Here is an 18,196-nt window from a genome sequence, read left to right as displayed (position 1 = left end):
TGTTGTTTAAGCATGATCTTTTCGGAAAACCGCTGCGCACTTTTCCGGATCATGCTTTAGCTTGCCACCTGCGAGGCGGCCGACATCACCTCCTGAGGGCTCGGAGCCCCGAACATGCGCAGGCCACCGTCAGGAACCTCGGTAAAGGTCCAACGCACGATTCCCTCACGATCGAGCAGGAACTGGCCGAACAGCTGGCCCTGACCGGTTGCCGCCATCCGCTGGTCGGCCTCCGTGATCTCGTAGCCGTCCTTGTTGTTGAGGTACTCGGCAGCTGCCAACCGATTCATCGGCCCCGGCGTTTCGCCGGGCATATCGACCTGCATGCTCATGACGACGTCCATACCCACCTTGCGCGGCCACTCGGTCTCCTTTTCCGTGAACTCGAGATTGGGCAGACCGAACGCGCGGTGCGAGACCCGCTCGGGGTCGGACGCGGCGAGCAGATTGGGCAATGGATGATAGCGGAAGTAAAGCCGCGCGCGCTCGATCGGCGTATTCACGATCGTGAGACTTTCGACGCCCTTGTCGCGCAGGGCTGCATCGAGTTGCGCCTGTGCCGCGATATGGCGCCGACAGAACGGGCAGTGCAGCCCTCGAAACAAGCCGATCATTATCGGACTATGTCCGCGAAAATCCTGGAGCGCGATCGTTCCATCGCGTGTGATGGCGTCCAGCACGATGTTCGGTGCGCGATCGCCGGGTTGAAGCGGTCCATCGGCATGAAGTTCTGACATGGTTGAACTCCTTCATATGACCTAGTCAAGAAATGGCAGTACGATCAGCCCGGCGGGATCAAGCCCGTGGCGGGCGCAGACATCATGGGCCAGCGCGAAATATCGGTCGGCCTCGGGCATGTCGCCTCGATCAAGGCTCAGCGTCGCGAGACCATCATAGCATGGAAAAAGCTGCTGCGGTTCGCCGGTTTCGTTCGCCACCTCGATTGCTTCATTGTAGCAGAGGGCGGCCAGATCCGGGCGGAAATGGCATTGATGGATCTGCCCAAGCACAATCAAGGGCACGGAGAGATGCTCGCGCTGATCGAGCGCACGGTCGATTTCGATTGCCCTTTCGGCAGCCGGCACTCCTTCCTCGGTACATCTGTCCGTAAAGGTGCAACAAGCAACGGCGAAATTGGCAAGCAGACGCGCCTGGAAGCCGAGATCCCCGATCCGGCGCGCGACATCGAGTCCACGTCGGCAGACCTCCACTGCTTTCGCCGGGTCAACGATCGTGTAGAGCACGCCGAGATTGGTGTAGCCGCGGCACGCTACGTTAAGGAGCCCGGCCGCTTCGGCGGTCGCGACACTTTGCTCCACCTCGCGGACCGCCTCCTCGTGTCGTCCAAGCCGCGCCAGCGCAACCCCCTTGGTGTTGAGGGCCTCGGCAATGGCCCGTGCCGCCTCGAGCCTGGCCTGCTCGTCCCCGTCCGCCGGTACTGAGCGTGCATAGCCGAGCGCCTCGTCTGCCCATTTTGCGGCGGCTACGTGATCGCCCGTCCGAAACGCGAGACGGCCGCGCTCCTGCAAGAGATGCGCCCACTCGATGGGCGCGTCGGTCCCTCCGAGCAATTTGGCCGCCTCGGCGTAATGCGTCTCTGCCTTGATCCGCTTGCCGGCGTCCCACAACAATCGGCCAAGCTTGCGAACAATCCGCGCTTCGCCGATCCGGTCCTGTCTGGCGCGATGACCCTCCAACGCGCTCTGATAGTGCTCCTCGGCCGTGTTCCGGCGGCCAGCCGCACCACAGAGGTCCGCAATCCGCTCATACAGGACCAGACGTTCCGGCTCCAGTTCGCCGCCGGTCAACAGCACGGCGAGGGCCTGTTGGTAGAGACGGATGGCATCGTCATTGGCATAGCTGGCGCGTGCGCGATCGCCGGCCGCGCGCAGATAACGCGCGCCCTTCGGCTTGCTCGCGCTCAGACTGAAGTGATGTCCGAGCAGTATGAGATCTTCGAGGCGCTCGGGCTCGTTGCCGTAGAGCCTCTCGAGCGCTCCACCAATCCGTCCATGAAGCTCGATCCGGCGCTGCAGAAGCAGGTTTTGATAGATCACGTCCTGAAGCATGGTTTGCGTGAAGCGGTAGATCCGCAGCGAAATCGAGTTCGAGCCCGCGACCTCCTCGATGATCTCCGCGTCGCACAGACGTTCCAGCCCTGCTTCAACCCCCGCCGGCTCGGTTGCCGCCGCACCGAGAGCCGCCGCATCAAAACGCGGGCCGATCACCGCGGCCTCCTGTGCCAGCCGGCGTACCTGAGGCGGCAACCGGTCGAGGCGCGCCAGCAACAACGCCTGAATGCTTGCCGGAATATCGGCGGCGGCTTCGTCCGACGTCATCCGCCACTGCGCGCCGTCGCGCTCCAGCGTGCCGGCCTCGATGAGGCCCCGTATGATCTCCTCGAGAAAAAGCGGATTGCCGCCGGCGCGGTCGAGGATTCGGCTGAACAGGCGTCCCGGTGGGTCACGCCAAACGCGACTGAAGTAAGCCGCGAGCAGCCTCTGTCCCTCGGCGTCGTCGAGCGGGGGCAGCCGAAGGGTCGTGTGACTGATCTTGCTCGAACCGAACTGGTCCAATTCCAGCATCGGCCGATGCGTAAACAGCAGCATCAGCCGCGTCCGCTCCATTCTGTCCATCAGGAACCGCAGCGCTTCGAGGGATACCGCATCCGCCCAATGCAGATCCTCGACGATGATCAGCAGCGGCGACAGTGCCAGGCGGCGTTCGAAGACGGTGCGGATCGCGAAGAATATCTGCCGGCGGAGCTGTTCGGGCTCGACATGCCTGAGCACGGCGTTGGGGTCGCCGAGGCCGAGTACGTGCAGGTAGAGGGGCATCAGTCGGTCGGCCTCGTCAGTCGCGAGGCCGAGCTCCGACAGCGCTTCGGCGACCTTCGCCTCCGCCTCTGCGGCGCCAGCCTTCTGCGCGATGCCGTAGGCGCTGCGCAACACGGCGGCGAGTGTGCCGTAGGATTGTTCGCCCAGCGGCGAGCACGCCACCCGCCGAATCGCCACGCGTGCAAATCGATCCTCGTCGCGGATACGGGCGGCGAATTCGCTGACCAGGCGCGTTTTCCCGATGCCGGCTTCACCGACCAGCCGCACCAGTTGAGCTGCGCCGCCGCATGCGAGATCAAGACAGCCGATGATGCGCGCAAGCTCGGCGTCGCGCCCGATCAACGGCGCATTGAGGCCCAGCGCGTCGAGGCCGCGTGCCGCACGGGGCATGTCGAGCGGCTCCTTCAGGCGGTGCACCAGCACGCTGCCCATCTTGCCCTTGAGCGAGACCTCGCCAAGCGAGTCATAGGAGAACGCATGCCGCGTCAGACGGTGGGTCAATGGCCCGACCAGCACCTCGCCCGGGGCCGCCATCGACTGTAGCCGCTGGGCGGTATTCACTGTATCGCCGGTCACCGAATAGGATTTGGCAACGCCCACACCGAGCCCGCCCGCGACGACGTGCCCGGTGTTGATGCCAACATGGAGCAGCAGCGGCGAACCTGCATACGCCTTCGCGCGTTGGCTGAGACGCGCTGTCCGGCCGATCATGTCGAGGGCAGCGCGGACCGCCCGCTCCGGGTCGTCCTCGTGCGCTGCCGGGGCACCAAACAGAGCAAGCAGCGCATCGCCGATGAATTTGTCCACGAAACCGCCAAAGCTTTGCACCGCGGCCGTCAACTCTTCGAACAGCTCGTTTTGAAGCGTCTGCATGACCTCGGGGTCGAGCCGCTCGCTCATCGCGGTGAAGCCGCTGAGGTCGGCAAACAGCACGGTGATGGTACGGCGGTTCGCCTCGCTGTCGATCTTGTCCGACTGAAATCCAAATGCGACCTGAGCAGCATCCGCTGGCACGAGCGGCGGAGAGGACGGCCGGATCGGAAGCGTCGTCAGGCTCGTCGGCGCCTGCCCGCCGCCCGGGGGGACCTCGGAGACGAAGACGCCGCATTTCGGGCAATAGGCGAAATCCGGTGCGCATGGAAAGCCGCAGCCAGGGCACGGGTTCGGCTGCTTCGTGCCGCACTTCGGACAGAAGGCAAAGCCGCTCTGGACCTCGAAACCACAGCGAGAGCAGTTCATGGGTCAAGACCTCGCGGAAGCCGCGACGGCGCGATCTACCGGACCTGCCGAATGGGCCCAGGATGCAGACCAGAATGGGCTTTGCGCGCCGGAAGAGCAAGCGGGCTAATCTACCTCTCCGTATCGGCTGGCAGCGAAGCAATGCTGCGGGCGCACCGGCTCACCGCACGTCGTCGGCAAACATGGGGGCATGCGGTGGCGCCAATTGACAGGGGCATCGCCGGGGCTACCCTGCCGAACAGAAGAACAAAAATAAGGGCAGGGAATCGCCGTGAAACCCGTCATCGCATCTTGAGCACATCCGCACGACCTTCCGCGCTCGCGCCGTTCCGCATTCGCAACTATCGCTTTCAATGGCCGTCGGATCTGCTCACCTCCTGGGCGTTCGAGGTCGAGACGCTGGTGCTCGGCTGGTACATCCTGGTCGAGACCGGATCGGTGCTGCTGCTCACCGTGCTTGCCTCGCTCCAGTTCGTCGGGACATTGGTCGCGCCGGTGTTCGGCATGATCGGCGATCGCATGGGCCATCGCGATCTCCTGGTGGTGATGCGCCTTGCCTATACGGCGCTCTCGTCAACCATCATGGTTCTGGCGCTGACCGGTCATCTGTCGCCGCTGAGCGTCATGATCATCGTCGCGATCATGGGCCTGATTCGTCCCTCCGATCTCGGCGTCCGGGGCGCGCTGCTCGCCGAGATCATGCCGGCCGAGCAGCTGGTAGGCGCCATCAGCGTTGCACGCACCACCCAGGACAGCGCGCGCATCGCCGGCGCGCTGACCGGCGCCGGGCTGTTCGCCGTCCTCGGCATCGGCTTCGTCTATGTGGCGATCGCCTGCCTGTACTTCGTGGCCGCGCTTCTCATGCTCTGCCTGACCCGGCCCAAGAGAACCGTCATCACGAGCGATCTTCCGGCCAACAGCCACGCGGTGTCGCGACTGCTGGGCGACCTCAAGGAGGGAATCGTCTACGCCTGGAATGGCCCGGCAATGCGCGCGGCGCTGTGCGTCGCCTTCCTGGCCAATCTCACGGCATTTCCCTTCACTGGCGGCCTATTGCCCTACATCGCCCGCGAGATCTTTCATACCGACCAGACCGGCCTCGGTTATCTCTCGGCGAGTTTCGCCGTGGGCTCGCTGATCGGCTCCGTCACGCTCAGCCTGGTCAGTGGCGTCCGCATTGCCCGGCTTCTGATCGGCGCGACGCTGGCCTGGTACGCCATGCTGCTGGTATTCGTCGAAATCAGGACCATGCCGGTGGCGATGGCCTGCCTCGTTCTCGCCGGTATCGCCCAGAGCATGTCGATGATCTCGGCAGCCGTGATCCTGATGCGCACGGCCAGTGCGCACCTGCGCGGCCGCGTGATGGGCGTGCGCATGATGGTAATCTACGGCCTGCCGATCGGATTGCTCGCGGCCGGCAGCATGATCGACGTCATCGGCTATTCCGCGACCGGCTCGCTCTATGCCGCCGCAGGCTTCATCGCGATGCTGGCGATCGCGATCCGCTGGCGCGCCGATCTCTGGCCGGTGCACGCGCCCGCCAATGTGCGATGAGGTCGCCCTAATCCCCGTAGCCGCGCAGCCGCTCGATATCGAGGATGGTGACGCCGCCATATTCGAGCCGCAGCAGTCCCTCCTTCTCCAGCCGGTTCAGCGCGCGGTTGGCATTCTGGCGGGACATGCCGGAGAGCGCGCCGATCTCCTCCTGGGTGATCTCCAGATGCGCGGTCGATTCCGGATAGAGAATCGGGTTGAACAGTGAGGCGATGCTGCGGGCAAGGCGCGCGGTCGCATCGAGGGTGCGATTGACCTCGAGCATGCCGATGAACTGGCCGAGCCGTTCGTTGAGCTGGCGCACCAGAAAGCGGTTGAAGCCGACGCTGTTCTCGAACAGCCACATGAAGGCGCTGCGTTCCATCAGCGCGACGCGGCTGTCGCGAAGCGCGACCACGTCATAGCGGCGCGGCTCGTTCTTGAGCACGCTGCCCTCGCCGAACCAGGCCCCTGCCGTCAGCCCGGCCAAGCTCGTCTCCTTGCCGTCCCGGGAGACCCCACCCATGCGGGCAAGGCCGCGCACCATGCCGGCCCAATAGGCAAAGATATCGCCGCGCATGAACACAGTCTCGCCGGTGCCGTAGGACCGCTCCGTGATCCCGGCACGCGCGACCTCGATCTCCGCTTGCGTGAGCTCGCGCGACCAGGCGGCGACGCGCTTCAGATGATCTTCTGAAATCATGATCTCGCGGCCAGCCGCACCGTTTGGTCACTCCACCTTCTGTTGCATTGCAACATGATTATGACGACTGCCACCCGACGAAAGATGAAGGCCGCTGCCGCCGGCAAACTTTGTCGCAGAATTGTCAGCCGCGAGACATTTCAAAATAGCGCTTTCCCCTATTGAGGACCACCTCGGGCGATGCGGCTTTTGATCCCAAACGGGAACGAGAGTGGCGCGGCTCCGGTCGAGACCATCTGCTGCATGGCCTCACCGGCATCACCGTACTAGGATCGCCGGACAGAACGGACGAAGAGCGCCGCTAAAAAGCGCCATCACCGGGAGGGTTTCGTTTGGTGGCTAACAGTCTTGAAGTGCGCGGCGTGTCCTTGCGATTTGGCGGCGTCCGCGCGTTGACCGATGTCAGTTTCGCCATCAAGGACGGCGAGCTGTTCTCGATCATCGGTCCCAACGGCGCCGGCAAGACTTCGATCGTGAACTGTATTTCCGGTCGCTACAAGCCGACTGAAGGCCAGCTCTTCTACGGGGATCGCGACATCACCGGCTTGACGCCGAATGCCCGAGCCTCGCTCGGCATCGGCCGCACCTTCCAGAACCTGGCCCTGTTCCACCACATGAGCGTGCTCGACAACATCATGGTCGGCCGCCATCACCTTCTGAAGAACAATTTCCTGACAGGCTCGCTGTACTGGCTCACCGGCGCGCGCAAGGAAGAGCTCGAGCACCGCCGCAAGGTGGAGGAGATCATCGATTTCCTCGATCTGCAGTCGGTGCGGAAAGCCACCGCCGGCACCCTCTCCTATGGCCTGCGCAAGCGCGTGGAACTCGCCCGCGCCATGGCGCTGGAGCCTCGCCTCATCCTCCTCGACGAGCCGATGGCCGGCATGAACTTCGAGGAGAAGGAGGACATGGCCCGCTACATCGTCGACCTCAACGAGGAGTTCGGGATGACGGTGGTGATGATCGAGCACGACATGGGTGTGGTGATGGACATCTCCCATCGCATCATGGTGCTGGATTTCGGCAAGAAGATCGCCGAAGGGGACCCTGCGACGGTGCTCGCCGATCCTCACGTCAGGCGTGCCTATCTTGGCGAGGAAGACGAGGTACTGGTCGATCCCGACGATGCACCGCCGGCGCAGGAGAGCGCGGCATGATGGATTACGCAGGCCGCGTCGCGCAGGCCGACACCTATCCCAAGATGCTCCGGCTCAACGCGAAGGAGCACGGCAACGAAATCGCGTTGCGCGAGAAGGATCTCGGGCTCTGGCGGCTCTTCACCTGGAACGACTATCAGGCCCGCGTGCGCGACTTCGCGCTCGGTCTCGTCGAAATGGGCCTTGGCCGCGGCGATGTCATCGGCATCATCGGCGACAACCGGCCGGACTGGGTCGCGGCGGAAGTGGCAACCCACGCGATCGGCGGCCTCAGCCTCGGACTTTATCGCGACGTCCTCGACGAGGAGGCCTCCTATCTGCTCAACTATGGCGAGGCGCGGCTCGTCTTCGCGGAGGACGAGGAGCAGGTCGACAAGCTGCTCACCCTCGCCGAGCGTGCGCCGAAGCTGAAGCACATCATCTATTCCGATCCGCGGGGGATGCGGAAATACGACGACCCGCGCCTGATGTCGGCGGAGAAATTCGCCGAGCTCGGCCGCGCGCGGGCCGCTCGCGAACCGGAGCTCTACGACCGCCTCGTGGATGCGACCAAGGGCGAGGACGTCGCCATCCTCTGCACGACGTCGGGCACCACGTCCCATCCCAAGCTCGCGATGCTCGCCGCCGGCCGGGTGCTCGGTCACTGCGCGACCTATCTTGCCTTCGATCCGAAGGGACCGGACGACGAATACGTCTCGGTGCTGCCGCTGCCGTGGATCATGGAGCAGGTTTACGTGCTCGGCAAAGGCCTCCTGTGCCGGATGAAGATCAACTTCGTCGAAGAGCCCGAGACGATGATGAACGATCTGCGCGAGATCGCGCCGACGTTCGTGCTCTTTGCCCCAAGGGTCTGGGAATCCATCGCCGCCGACGTCCGCGCCAAGGTGATGGACGCAACCCCTCTCAAGCAGCGCCTGTTCGACGTCGGCATGAAGAGCGGCCTCGCCGCGCTCGAACAGGGCAAGCGCTCGGGCCTTGCCGACGCCATCCTGTTCCGCGCGCTGCGCGACCGTCTCGGCTTCACCCGCCTGCGCTCGGCCGCGACCGGCGGCGCGGCGCTCGGCCCCGAGACCTTCAAGTTCTTCCAGGCGATGGGCGTGCCGCTGCGCACGCTCTACGGCCAGACCGAGCTGCTCGGGGCCTACACGCTGCACCCCGAGGGCAAGGTCGATCCTGACACGACCGGCGTGCCGATGGCCGACAATGTCGAGATCCGCATCGACAATCCCGACGTCCACGGCGTCGGCGAGATCGTGGTGCGGCATCCCAACATGTTCCTAGGCTACTACAAGAACCCGGAAGCGAGCGCCGCCGACATCAAGGATGGCTGGATGTGCTCCGGCGATGCCGGCTATTTCAACGCCAACAACCAGCTCGTCGTCATCGACCGCATCAAGGATCTCGCCGAGACCTCGCGCGGCGAGCGCTTCTCGCCGCAATTCATCGAGAACAAGCTGAAATTCTCGCCCTATATCGCCGAAGCCGTGGTGCTGGGCGCCGGCCGCGACGCGCTCGCGGCGATGATCTGCATCCGCTACTCCATCATCTCGAAATGGGCGGAGAAGAACCGCCTCTCCTTCACCACCTACAGCGACCTCGCCTCGCGGCCCGAGGTCTATGCGCTGCTGCGCAAGGAGGTCGAGACCGTCAACGCCACGCTGCCGCCGGCCCAGCGCATCTCGCGCTTCCTGCTGCTCTACAAGGAGCTGGATGCCGACGACGGCGAGCTCACCCGCACGAGAAAGGTGCGCCGCAGCGTCATCAACGAGAAATACGCCGGCATCATCGACGCGATCTACCGCGGCGATTCCGACATCCCCGTCGACACCGTGATCCGCTTCCAGGACGGCACCACGCAGCGCGTGCGGACGACATTGCCTGTGGTGGACCTCGGCGGCCACGGGCACATGGCGGAGGCGGCGGAGTGAGCCAGGTGTTCATCGCGCGCGGTGCTGCTTTTCGCCTCTCCCCGCTTGCGGGGAGAGGCCGGAGCGCGTCAGCGATCCGGGTGAGGCCAGTCGGGGCTTGGCAAAAAATCGTCATGCCCGGGCTTGTCCCGGGCATCCACGTTCTTCGTTCCGCGTGGCTAAGCGTAGATGGCCGGGACAAGCCCGGCCATGACGCCGTGGAGGCTTTTCCGCTCAAATTGTCAGGTCATATCGAACTGCCCCGGCCGCAGGCGGGGAGAGGCGAAGGACAGCATATCACATGAACACCGCCTTCCTCATCCAGCTCCTGGTCAACGGCCTCGTGGTTGGCACGCTCTACGGCGTGGTCGCGATGTCGTTCGTGCTGATCTACAAGGCGACGCAGGTCGTCAATTTCGCGCAAGGTGAATTGCTGCTGGTCGGCGCATGGGTGTGCTGGGCGCTGCTGGCGAAATACCAGCTGCCGTTCTGGATCGGCATGCCGATCACGCTGGTGTTCATGTTCGTCTTCGGCATCGCGATCCAGGTGCTCATCCTGCGTCCGATGATCGGCGAGCCCATCATCTCGGTGATCATGGTGACGATCGGCCTCTCCACCGTGCTGCAGGCGACGCTGAAATGGATCTTCGGCGTCAATCCGCAGCCGTTCCCGCGCGTGTTCGAGAGCCAGTCGGTCAGCCTGTTAGGACTGCAGATCCAGACCGTCTATGTCATGAGCCTGGTGGTCTCGGTCGCCATGATGATCGGCATGGCCTGGTTCTTCCGCGCCTCCAAATACGGCCTGGCCATGCGCGCCACCGCGTTCAACCAGCAGGTTGCGCAGTCGCTCGGCATCTCCGTCAAGAGCGTGTTCGCGATGGCCTGGGCCATCTCGGCGACGGTATCGGCGGTCGCCGGCGTCGTCGTCGCCGTCGTGAACGGCGTGTCCTCGGGCCTTGCCGCCTACGGCATCAAGGTGTTCCCGGCGGCGATCCTTGGCGGGCTCGATTCAGTTGGCGGCGCCGTGCTTGGCGGCATCATCATCGGACTGCTCGAGAACGTCGCCCAATATGTCGACAGCGAGTATCTGCACTGGGGCAATCTCTACGAGATCGCTCCATTCTACGTCCTTATCATCGTGCTGATGATCAAGCCCTACGGGCTGTTCGGCACCCACGACATCGAGCGGATCTGACCCATGGCCGGCCCTGCCCTCATTCCTGCTGGTGATTTCCGCACCTCCTACGCGGCCGACACCACGATCTTCCCGACCGCGACGAGCCGCAACTTCGCCATCGCAGGCGTGCTGCTGCTGTGTCTGGCGCCGCAATTCTTCAGCGGTTATTGGCTGAGCATCCTGATCCAGATCGGCATCTTCTCGATCGCGGCGCTCGGGCTGAACATCCTGGTCGGCTTCACCGGACAGATCTCGATCGGCCATGCCGCCTTCTTCCTGCTCGGCGCATTTACCTCCGCCTACATTTCCAACAACGCGCCGATCCCGGTGTTCTTCGCAATCCCGCTCGCCGGCGTCGTCACCGCGCTGGTCGGGCTGATCTTCGGCATTCCGGCGGCGCGGCTGAAAGGTCTTTACCTCGTAATTGCGACGCTGGCTGCGCAGTACATCCTGCTCGACTTCTTCTCGCGCGCCGAATGGTTCTCCGGCGGCTCGGTGCCGGCGAGCGCCGCGCCTTTCTCGATCTTCGGCTATACGCTGCGTGGCGACAGGCAGTACTTCTACGTCGTGCTGGCCTATGTGCTCGTGAGCTACGTCCTCGTCACCAACCTGATGCGCACCCGTGACGGCCGCGCGCTGGTGGCAATCCGCGACCATTATCTCTCCGCCGAGATCATGGGCATCAACCTCACCAAATACCGGACGCTGTCGTTCGGGCTTGCCGCCTTCTTCGCCGGCATCGCCGGCGCGCTCTATGCGCACTACCAGCTCGTGGTGTCGCAGGAGGGATTCGGCATCGAGCGTTCGATCCTGTTCCTCGCCATGATCATCATCGGCGGCACCGGCTCGATCATGGGTACGCTGATGGGTACCGCCTTCGTGGTGCTGCTGCCGGAATCGATGGAGTGGCTGAGCCATCATCTGAAGGGCGGCGCGATCGACCAGGCGCTCTCGCTCAACAACAACATCACCTTTCTGCGCGAGATCGCGATCGGGGTGATCATCATCGCATTTCTGATGTTCGAGCCTGACGGGCTCGCGCATCGCTGGCGGCAGATCAAGGCGTATTGGAAACTCTACCCGTTCTCGCATTGAGCGCGGGCAACTTCACTTAAACAATAAACAGGAGGAGCCGACCCATGACGACGAAGTCCCTTTTGAGCACCGCATCGCTCGTGCTTGCGATCGCCGCATTCTCGGCGAGCGCTCAGGCGCAGATCGCGATCGGGCATCTCGCCGACTATTCCGGCGGCACCTCCGACGTCGGCACGCCCTTTGGCCAGGCCGTCGCCGACACCTTCGCCTGGGTCAACAAGAACGGCGGCGTCGGCGGCAAGCAGCTCAATCTCGACACCAACGACTATGGCTACCAAGTGCCGCGCGCGATTGCGCTCTACAAGAAGTGGTCGGCGCCCGACAACAAGGTCGCCGCGATCATGGGTTGGGGCACCGCCGACACCGAGGCGCTGACCGGCTTCCTCGCTCAGGACAAGATCCCCGACATGTCCGCCTCCTATGCCGCCGCACTCACCGATCCCGAGGGCGTCAGCGGCAAGGCCAAGCCCGCCCCCTACAATTTCTTCTATGGCCCGAGCTATTCGGACGCGCTGCGCGCGATGCTGATGTGGGCGGCCGAGGACTGGAAGGCCAAGGGCAAGCCCGGCAAGCCGAAATTCGTGCACATGGGCGCCAACCATCCCTATCCGAACGCGCCGAAGGCCGCCGGTGAAGCCATGGCGCAGGAGCTCGGCTTCGAGGTGCTTCCGCCGCTGGTGTTCGCCCTCACGCCGGGTGACTACAGCGCACAGTGCCTGAGCCTGAAATCCTCGGGCGCCAACTACGCCTATCTCGGCAACACCGCCGCCTCCAACATCTCGGTGATGAAGGCCTGCAAGACCGCCGGCGTCGAGATCCAGTTCCTCGGCAATGTCTGGGGCATGGACGAGAACGCCGCGAAGACCGCGGGCGATGCCGCCAACGGCGTGATCTTCCCGTTGCGCACCGCGGTGAGCTGGGGCGGCGATGCGCCCGGCATGAAGACGGTGATGGAAATCTCCAAGATGTCCGACCCGACCGGCAAGGTCTATCGCCCGGTGCACTACATCGCGGCCGTCTGCTCGTCACTCTACATGAAGGAGGCCATCGAGTGGGCCGCCAAGAACGGCGGCGCCACCGGCGAGAACGTCGCCAAGGGCTTCCACCAAAAGAAGGATTGGGTGCCGGCCGGGATGGAAGGCGTCTGCAATGCCTCGACCTGGACCGAGAAGGACCATCGCGGCACGCTCAAGGTCGACCTCTACCGTACCAAGGTCTCGGGCGCGACCGACGGCGACCTCAACGACCTCATGGCCAAGGGCACGATCAAGCTCGAGAAGGTCAAGACCGTCGAGCTGCCACGCAAGCCGGAATTGCTGGGCTGGTGAGCCTAGCATTTGCCGAGCCCGGAACTGTCATCCCCCGCGAGGGCGGGGGATCCAGTACGCCGCGGCCTTTCGGGGAACGTCAGGCGTCTCTGGAATACTGGGTCACCCGCCTTCGCGGGTGACGACACCGAGAAAGTAGCTGATCATGAGTGAAACGGCCCAGATCGAGCGACCCAGCATCGTATCCGCGCCTCCCCTCCTCGCCGTGCGCAACATCGAGGTCGTCTATGACGACGTCATTCTGGTGCTGCGCGGCCTCAGCCTCGACGTACCCAAGGGCGCGATCGTGGCGCTGCTGGGCGCCAACGGCGCCGGCAAGTCGACGACGCTGAAGGCGATCTCGGGGCTGCTCAAGACCGAGGACGGCGAAGTCACCCGCGGCGAGATCCTGTTCGAGGGCGAGCGCATCAACGGCATCGATCCCGACAAGATCGTCCGCCGCGGCATCTTCCAGGTGATGGAGGGCCGGCGCATCGTCGCCGACATGACGTCGCTGGAGAACCTCAAGCTCGGCGCCTTCACCCGCAGGGACCGCGAGGTCGATACCGACCTCGACATGGTCTTCAACTATTTCCCGCGCCTGAAGGAGCGCACCGGCCTCGCCGGCTATCTCTCAGGCGGCGAGCAGCAGATGCTCGCGATTGGCCGCGCACTGATGGCGCGCCCGAAGATGATCCTGATGGACGAGCCCTCGATGGGCCTGTCGCCGCTGCTGGTGAAAGAGGTGTTCTCGATCATCCAGAAGATCAACCGCGACCTCGGCGTCACCATCCTCCTGGTGGAGCAGAACGCACGCGCCGCGCTCTCGGTGGCGAGCCACGGCTATATCATGGAGCAGGGCAAGGTCGTGCTTGACGGCAGCGCCGACGAATTGCGCGACAACGAGGACGTCAAGGAATTCTATCTCGGCGGCGCCGGCGACCAGCGCAAGAGCTTCAAGAACCTCAAGAGCTTCAAGCGGCGCAAGCGCTGGCTATAGCGTTTTCAAGCGAAGTGGGACCCGGTTCGCGTGAAGAAAACGCGTCAAAACAAGATGGCTCTAACCCAACACCTGCTCCGCTTCCGTGACCGCGCAGAGAACATGATAGAACGACGACGCAGGAATGATGTCGATCAGCGATTTGCCGTCGCGATCGAACTGGTCGTACCAGCCGCCCTTCACGGGATGGCTGAGATAATGCCGTTCGAGCCGCACCAGCGCCGCGCGCGCCTCATCCGCCGCGCCCGCCTCGCCGGATTCCGCCTGCGCGATCCACGCCTTCGCGATCTCAGTCTGCGGCCAAAGTCGGCGGGTGCTGCGTCGAATGTTGCCGATGTCGTCCCCCTCGTCGATCAGGCAGCCCGTGGCCTCGTCGCGATAGCGCATCGCGGTCGCCAGCAGCTCAGCGCGCCGCTGCCCGGTCGGGCAGCCCGTGATGCGCTCGAACCCCTTCAGGAGCCAGACCCATTCCGCCTGATGGCCCGGCTCGACGCTGACCGGCTCGATCTTCGACCAGTCCTCCTCGAAATACTCCGTCAGGATGCGCTTTTGCTTGTCGTACAGATTGGCCAGGAACAGCGCGAAGAATTCGCCGGCGCGGTTCTGGAACGACAGATCGTGGGTCGCGTCGAAACAGGCGATCATCGCCTCGAACAGATGCATGTGCGGGTTCTGCCGGCGCGGCAACGACACCGGAAGGCCTTCGTGCACGCCCCCATGCGGCGAACGGAGATGGCCGTCGAGGAAAGCGAGCAGCGCATCGATCTCGGCGCGAACCTGCGCGTCCTGGTCGAGCGCGTAGACGGTCGCGAGAGCAAACAGGATGAAGGCGTGGTCATAGGCATCGCGCCGGCCTTCCAGCACCGTCCCCTCCGGCGTCAGCCGATGCACAAAGCCGGGCCGGCCGTCGGGCGCCTTGGCTTTGGCCAGCAGATGTTCCAGTCCCTTCAGCGCGACTGCGCGCCCCTCAGGATACCAGCCCATCTGCGCCGCCTTGGCGTAGCAATAGATCTGGCGGGCCTGAACGAACACGCGCCGCGGCGCAGCCGCATCCGCAGAACCGTCGCGGTGCAGCCGGTCGATGAAGCCGCCGGTGGCCTGATCCCAGCCGACCGTCGACCACAGCGGCAGCGCCTCGTCGACCATGCGGCGCTTCAGGCGCGCGACGACATCCGCAGCCTCATTCGCCGCCGCAATGCTTCCCATGTCCGCCATCGGGTCCTCTCCAGGCCTCACCAATGGCGGTCTGATACCCATGCCGGTGGCGGCGCGCAACGGATGCCAACACGGAAAGAACAGCCATGACCGCCCATTACGACGCCCGCGAGACGCGCGAGCCGGCAGCCCGCGAGGCCGATCTGTTCTCCCGCCTGCCGGAGGTCCTGCGAGCCGCAATGGCCGCCCCGGCCTACGCCGAGCGGCTGAGGGGTCTTGATCCCGCCGCCGTGGCCTCCAGGACCGCGCTGGCGGGCCTGCCGGTGCTGCGCAAGTCGGAACTGCCCGCTTTGCACAAGGCTTCTGCGCCCTTCGGAGGCTTCGTGGCGGCGGCCCCCGGCTCATTCGCCCGCCTCTTCACCTCCCCCGGCCCGATCTTCGAGCCGGAGGGACGGCAGGCCGATCCCTGGCGCGGCGCAAGGGCCCTGTTTGCGGCCGGGTTCCGGCCCGATGACATCGTCCTCAACACCTTCAGCTACCATCTCACCCCCGGCGGCTTCATTTTCGATGCGTCGGCGCGTGCGCTCGGCTGCGCCGTGATTCCGGCGGGGCCCGGCAATACCGAGCAGCAATTCGAGCTGATCGAGGCCTACCGCCCGGTTGGCTACAGCGGCACGCCGGACTTCCTCAAGATATTGCTCGATGCGGCGGCGAGCTCGGGCCGCGATGTTTCCTCGATCAAGCGTGCACTGGTTTCGGGGGCCGCGTTCCCGCCGTCGCTCCAGGCCGAGATCAAGGCGCGCGGCATCGACGCCTACCAGGCCTTTGGCACGGCCGATCTCGGCCTCATCGCGTTCGAGACCGGGGCACGCGAGGGCATGGTCGTCAACGAGGATCTGATCCTGGAGATCGTCAAGCCCGGCACCGGCGATCCCGTGGCGCCCGGCGACGTCGGCGAGATCGTGGTGACGTCGCTCGACCCGCATCATCCCTGGATCCGCCTTGCGCTCGGAGACCTCACCGCCGCTCTACCGGGTCCAAGCAAATGCGGGCGCACCAATATGCGCATCAAAGGCTGGATGGGCCGCGCCGACCAGACCACGAAGGTCAAGGGCATGTTCGTGCGTCCCGAGCAGATCGCCGAGATCGGCAAGCGTCATTCCTCGCTCGGAAGACTACGCCTCGTGGTCACACGGCAGGGCGAGACCGACGCGATGACATTGAGAGCGGAAACGGCGACCGCGAGCGAGGCGCTGCGCGAAGAGATCGCCGGAACTCTGCGCGCCGTGACCAAGCTCGGTGGCGCCGTCGAACTGGTCAGCCCCGGCGCACTGCCGAATGACGGCAAGGTGATCGCGGACGAACGCTGACTTCAAGTGACGTCGAGTCGCGGATGCGTGAAGCGCATCCCTTCGCAGCCGAGATCCACTCGCCGTCGCGCAGAAGCAATGCGTGATGCCCGTACTTGATCCCCGAGCTGCCTCCAGTCGCGACCATCTCGTTCGGCCCCGTTGCGGAAGCCTTCTCCAAGGGCCCCGGCCCATGTAAATCGGCTACGGCCCGGCCAAAATGCTTGCACCCGCCGTTCTGGCGCGAGTCCGGCGTGGCCTAGAAACCTTGCATCGTCGCTGCCGCTCCCGTATTACCAACCTTGCTACGATATGGCCGGAATCGGCCCTTTCTGGACCCCAAAACGTGCTTGAACGAACCCTCGTCACCATCGCCGAGACCGAAACCATTGAGGAAGCCTTCCGGCGCCTGAATGCCAACATGCTCGGCATCCTGTTCGCGCAGGATGCGAGCGGGCGAATCGTCGGCGCGGTGACGGACGGCGACATCCGCAGGCGCATGCTGACCGGCACCACAATCCAGGACCGGGTCGCAACCTGCATCAACCGCAATTTCGTCTGGGCCCGGACCGGCGGTCCGCGCGAGCAGATCCTCAAATTACTCGACCAGCGCGTGCACGTGGTGCCGATCCTCGATGGCGAAGGACGGCTCGTCGACGTGTTCAGCCGCGAGCTGTTCAACCTGTCCGAAGAAAGCGAAGTGTTCGCGCGCGCCCGCTCGCCGGTGCGGATCAGCTTCTCCGGCGGAGGCACCGACCTGACGCACTATTTCGTGGCCAATGACGGCGGCGCGGTCATCAACGCCACGATCAAGATGTACGCTCACGCGACGCTGCGACGACGGAACGATTCCAGCATCCGGATCTATTCGCACGATTTCCGCCGCACGATCGAGGCCGACAATCTCGCAGAACTGGGAACAGACGGAGATCTTGCGCTGATCAAGTCCGTCGTGCGCCTGATCAAGCCGGCTTACGGGTTCGAGCTCGAAGTCTCCGCCGACTTCCCGGTCGGCTCCGGCCTCGGCGGCTCGGCGGTGGTCACCTCCGCCATCATCGGCTGCTTCAACGAATTCCGCGGCGACCAGTGGGACCGCCACGAGATCGCGGAGATGGCATTCCAGGCCGAACGGCTGATGCTCAACATTCCCGGCGGCTGGCAGGATCAGTACGCCACCGTGTTCGGCGGCTTCAATCACATGGAGTTCTTCTCCGACCAGAACACCATCGTGCCGTTGCGGCTCGATCCCAACATCATCGCCGAGCTCGAGGAGAGCCTGGTGCTCTGCTACACCGGCTCCGGCCGCGATTCCGGCGACATCCATCGCGACCAGAAGGCACAGCACGAGACCAGCGATGCCGTCGCCGCGGCCGCCAAGCAGAAGGAGGTGACGCGCGACATCCGGCGACACCTCTTGCGCGGCCAACTCCTGGAATGCGGGCGTCTGATCGACGAGGCCTGGCACGCCAAGCGGAAGCTGAGCTCGAAGATCTCGTCGGACGCGATCGATGCGATCTACGATTTCGCCAAGCAGCATGGCGCAGTCGGCGGCAAGCTGTTGGGCGCCGGCGGCGGCGGTTATTTCCTGTTCTTCGTACGCCCATTCGAGCGCTACCAGCTGATCGCCGCGCTGGAACAACAGGGGCATAGCTGCTCGCGCATCATGTTCGAAGAGAACGGGCTGCGGACGTGGAAATCGCGTTTTCCCGCGCGATTCACCTGACTATGAGACGAGAA

The 18,196-nt window shown here is 64.4% G+C and carries 13 protein-coding genes; 9 read left to right on the top strand and 4 right to left on the bottom strand.

The features are described 5' to 3' along the window. Window positions 1-56: 56 nt before the first annotated feature. Window positions 57-737 (bottom strand): redoxin domain-containing protein, encoded by a 681-nt coding sequence (locus D6B98_RS04850; protein ID WP_126255751.1) that lies wholly within the window; start codon window positions 735-737, stop codon window positions 57-59. A 21-nt stretch (window positions 738-758) separates the two neighbouring features. Further along, window positions 759-4,076, bottom strand: a complete 3,318-nt coding sequence (locus D6B98_RS04845; protein ID WP_126255750.1) for an adenylate/guanylate cyclase domain-containing protein — start codon at window positions 4,074-4,076, stop codon at window positions 759-761. A gap of 291 nt (window positions 4,077-4,367) precedes the next feature. Between D6B98_RS04845 and D6B98_RS04840 the strand changes: the two genes are divergently transcribed. Then, window positions 4,368-5,630 (top strand): MFS transporter, encoded by a 1,263-nt coding sequence (locus D6B98_RS04840; RefSeq protein ID WP_126255749.1) that lies wholly within the window; start codon window positions 4,368-4,370, stop codon window positions 5,628-5,630. 7 nt (window positions 5,631-5,637) lie between these two features. On the opposite strand, the gene D6B98_RS04835 is transcribed toward D6B98_RS04840, so the two are convergent. Continuing rightward, window positions 5,638-6,312, bottom strand: coding sequence for a Crp/Fnr family transcriptional regulator (locus D6B98_RS04835; RefSeq protein WP_126255748.1), 675 nt, complete (start codon window positions 6,310-6,312; stop codon window positions 5,638-5,640). Window positions 6,313-6,647: 335 nt separating this feature from the next. Between D6B98_RS04835 and D6B98_RS04830 the strand changes: the two genes are divergently transcribed. From D6B98_RS04830 to D6B98_RS04800, 6 genes are all read left to right on the top strand, one after another. Next, complete coding sequence (locus D6B98_RS04830) at window positions 6,648-7,469, top strand: ABC transporter ATP-binding protein (protein ID WP_126255747.1); 822 nt, start codon at window positions 6,648-6,650, stop codon at window positions 7,467-7,469. Continuing rightward, complete coding sequence (locus tag D6B98_RS04825) at window positions 7,466-9,397, top strand: long-chain fatty acid--CoA ligase (protein WP_126255746.1); 1,932 nt, start codon at window positions 7,466-7,468, stop codon at window positions 9,395-9,397. Before D6B98_RS04830 ends, D6B98_RS04825 begins: the two co-directional genes overlap by 4 nt. A 280-nt stretch (window positions 9,398-9,677) precedes the next feature. Continuing rightward, window positions 9,678-10,571 carry a branched-chain amino acid ABC transporter permease gene (locus D6B98_RS04815; protein ID WP_126255745.1) on the top strand — a complete coding sequence of 298 codons (894 nt, stop codon included), beginning with the start codon at window positions 9,678-9,680 and terminating at the stop codon, window positions 10,569-10,571. 3 nt (window positions 10,572-10,574) lie between these two features. After that, window positions 10,575-11,648: a branched-chain amino acid ABC transporter permease gene (locus tag D6B98_RS04810; RefSeq protein ID WP_126255744.1), complete on the top strand. Its 1,074-nt coding sequence runs from the start codon at window positions 10,575-10,577 to the stop codon at window positions 11,646-11,648. Between the two features lie 44 nt (window positions 11,649-11,692). After that, window positions 11,693-12,976, top strand: coding sequence for an ABC transporter substrate-binding protein (locus D6B98_RS04805; protein WP_126255743.1), 1,284 nt, complete (start codon window positions 11,693-11,695; stop codon window positions 12,974-12,976). Between the two features lie 145 nt (window positions 12,977-13,121). After that, window positions 13,122-13,955: an ABC transporter ATP-binding protein gene (locus tag D6B98_RS04800; protein WP_126255742.1), complete on the top strand. Its 834-nt coding sequence runs from the start codon at window positions 13,122-13,124 to the stop codon at window positions 13,953-13,955. A 60-nt stretch (window positions 13,956-14,015) separates the two neighbouring features. Here the strand turns inward: D6B98_RS04800 and D6B98_RS04795 are convergent, their stop codons facing one another. Then, window positions 14,016-15,170, bottom strand: a complete 1,155-nt coding sequence (locus tag D6B98_RS04795) for an AGE family epimerase/isomerase (RefSeq protein ID WP_164718386.1) — start codon at window positions 15,168-15,170, stop codon at window positions 14,016-14,018. 86 nt (window positions 15,171-15,256) lie between these two features. On the opposite strand from D6B98_RS04795, the gene D6B98_RS04790 reads away from it, so the two are divergent. Together D6B98_RS04790 and D6B98_RS04785 are read left to right on the top strand one after the other, a co-directional pair. Then, window positions 15,257-16,480, top strand: a complete 1,224-nt coding sequence (locus tag D6B98_RS04790; RefSeq protein WP_126255740.1) for a phenylacetate--CoA ligase family protein — start codon at window positions 15,257-15,259, stop codon at window positions 16,478-16,480. A gap of 325 nt (window positions 16,481-16,805) precedes the next feature. Then, window positions 16,806-18,182 carry a GHMP family kinase ATP-binding protein gene (locus tag D6B98_RS04785; RefSeq protein ID WP_126255739.1) on the top strand — a complete coding sequence of 459 codons (1,377 nt, stop codon included), beginning with the start codon at window positions 16,806-16,808 and terminating at the stop codon, window positions 18,180-18,182. Window positions 18,183-18,196: the final 14 nt, after the last annotated feature.

The sequence above is a fragment of the Bradyrhizobium sp. LVM 105 genome (assembly GCF_003957705.1).
GTDB lineage: Bacteria > Pseudomonadota > Alphaproteobacteria > Rhizobiales > Xanthobacteraceae > Bradyrhizobium > Bradyrhizobium frederickii.
This window is presented reverse-complemented; position numbering and strand designations above follow the sequence as displayed.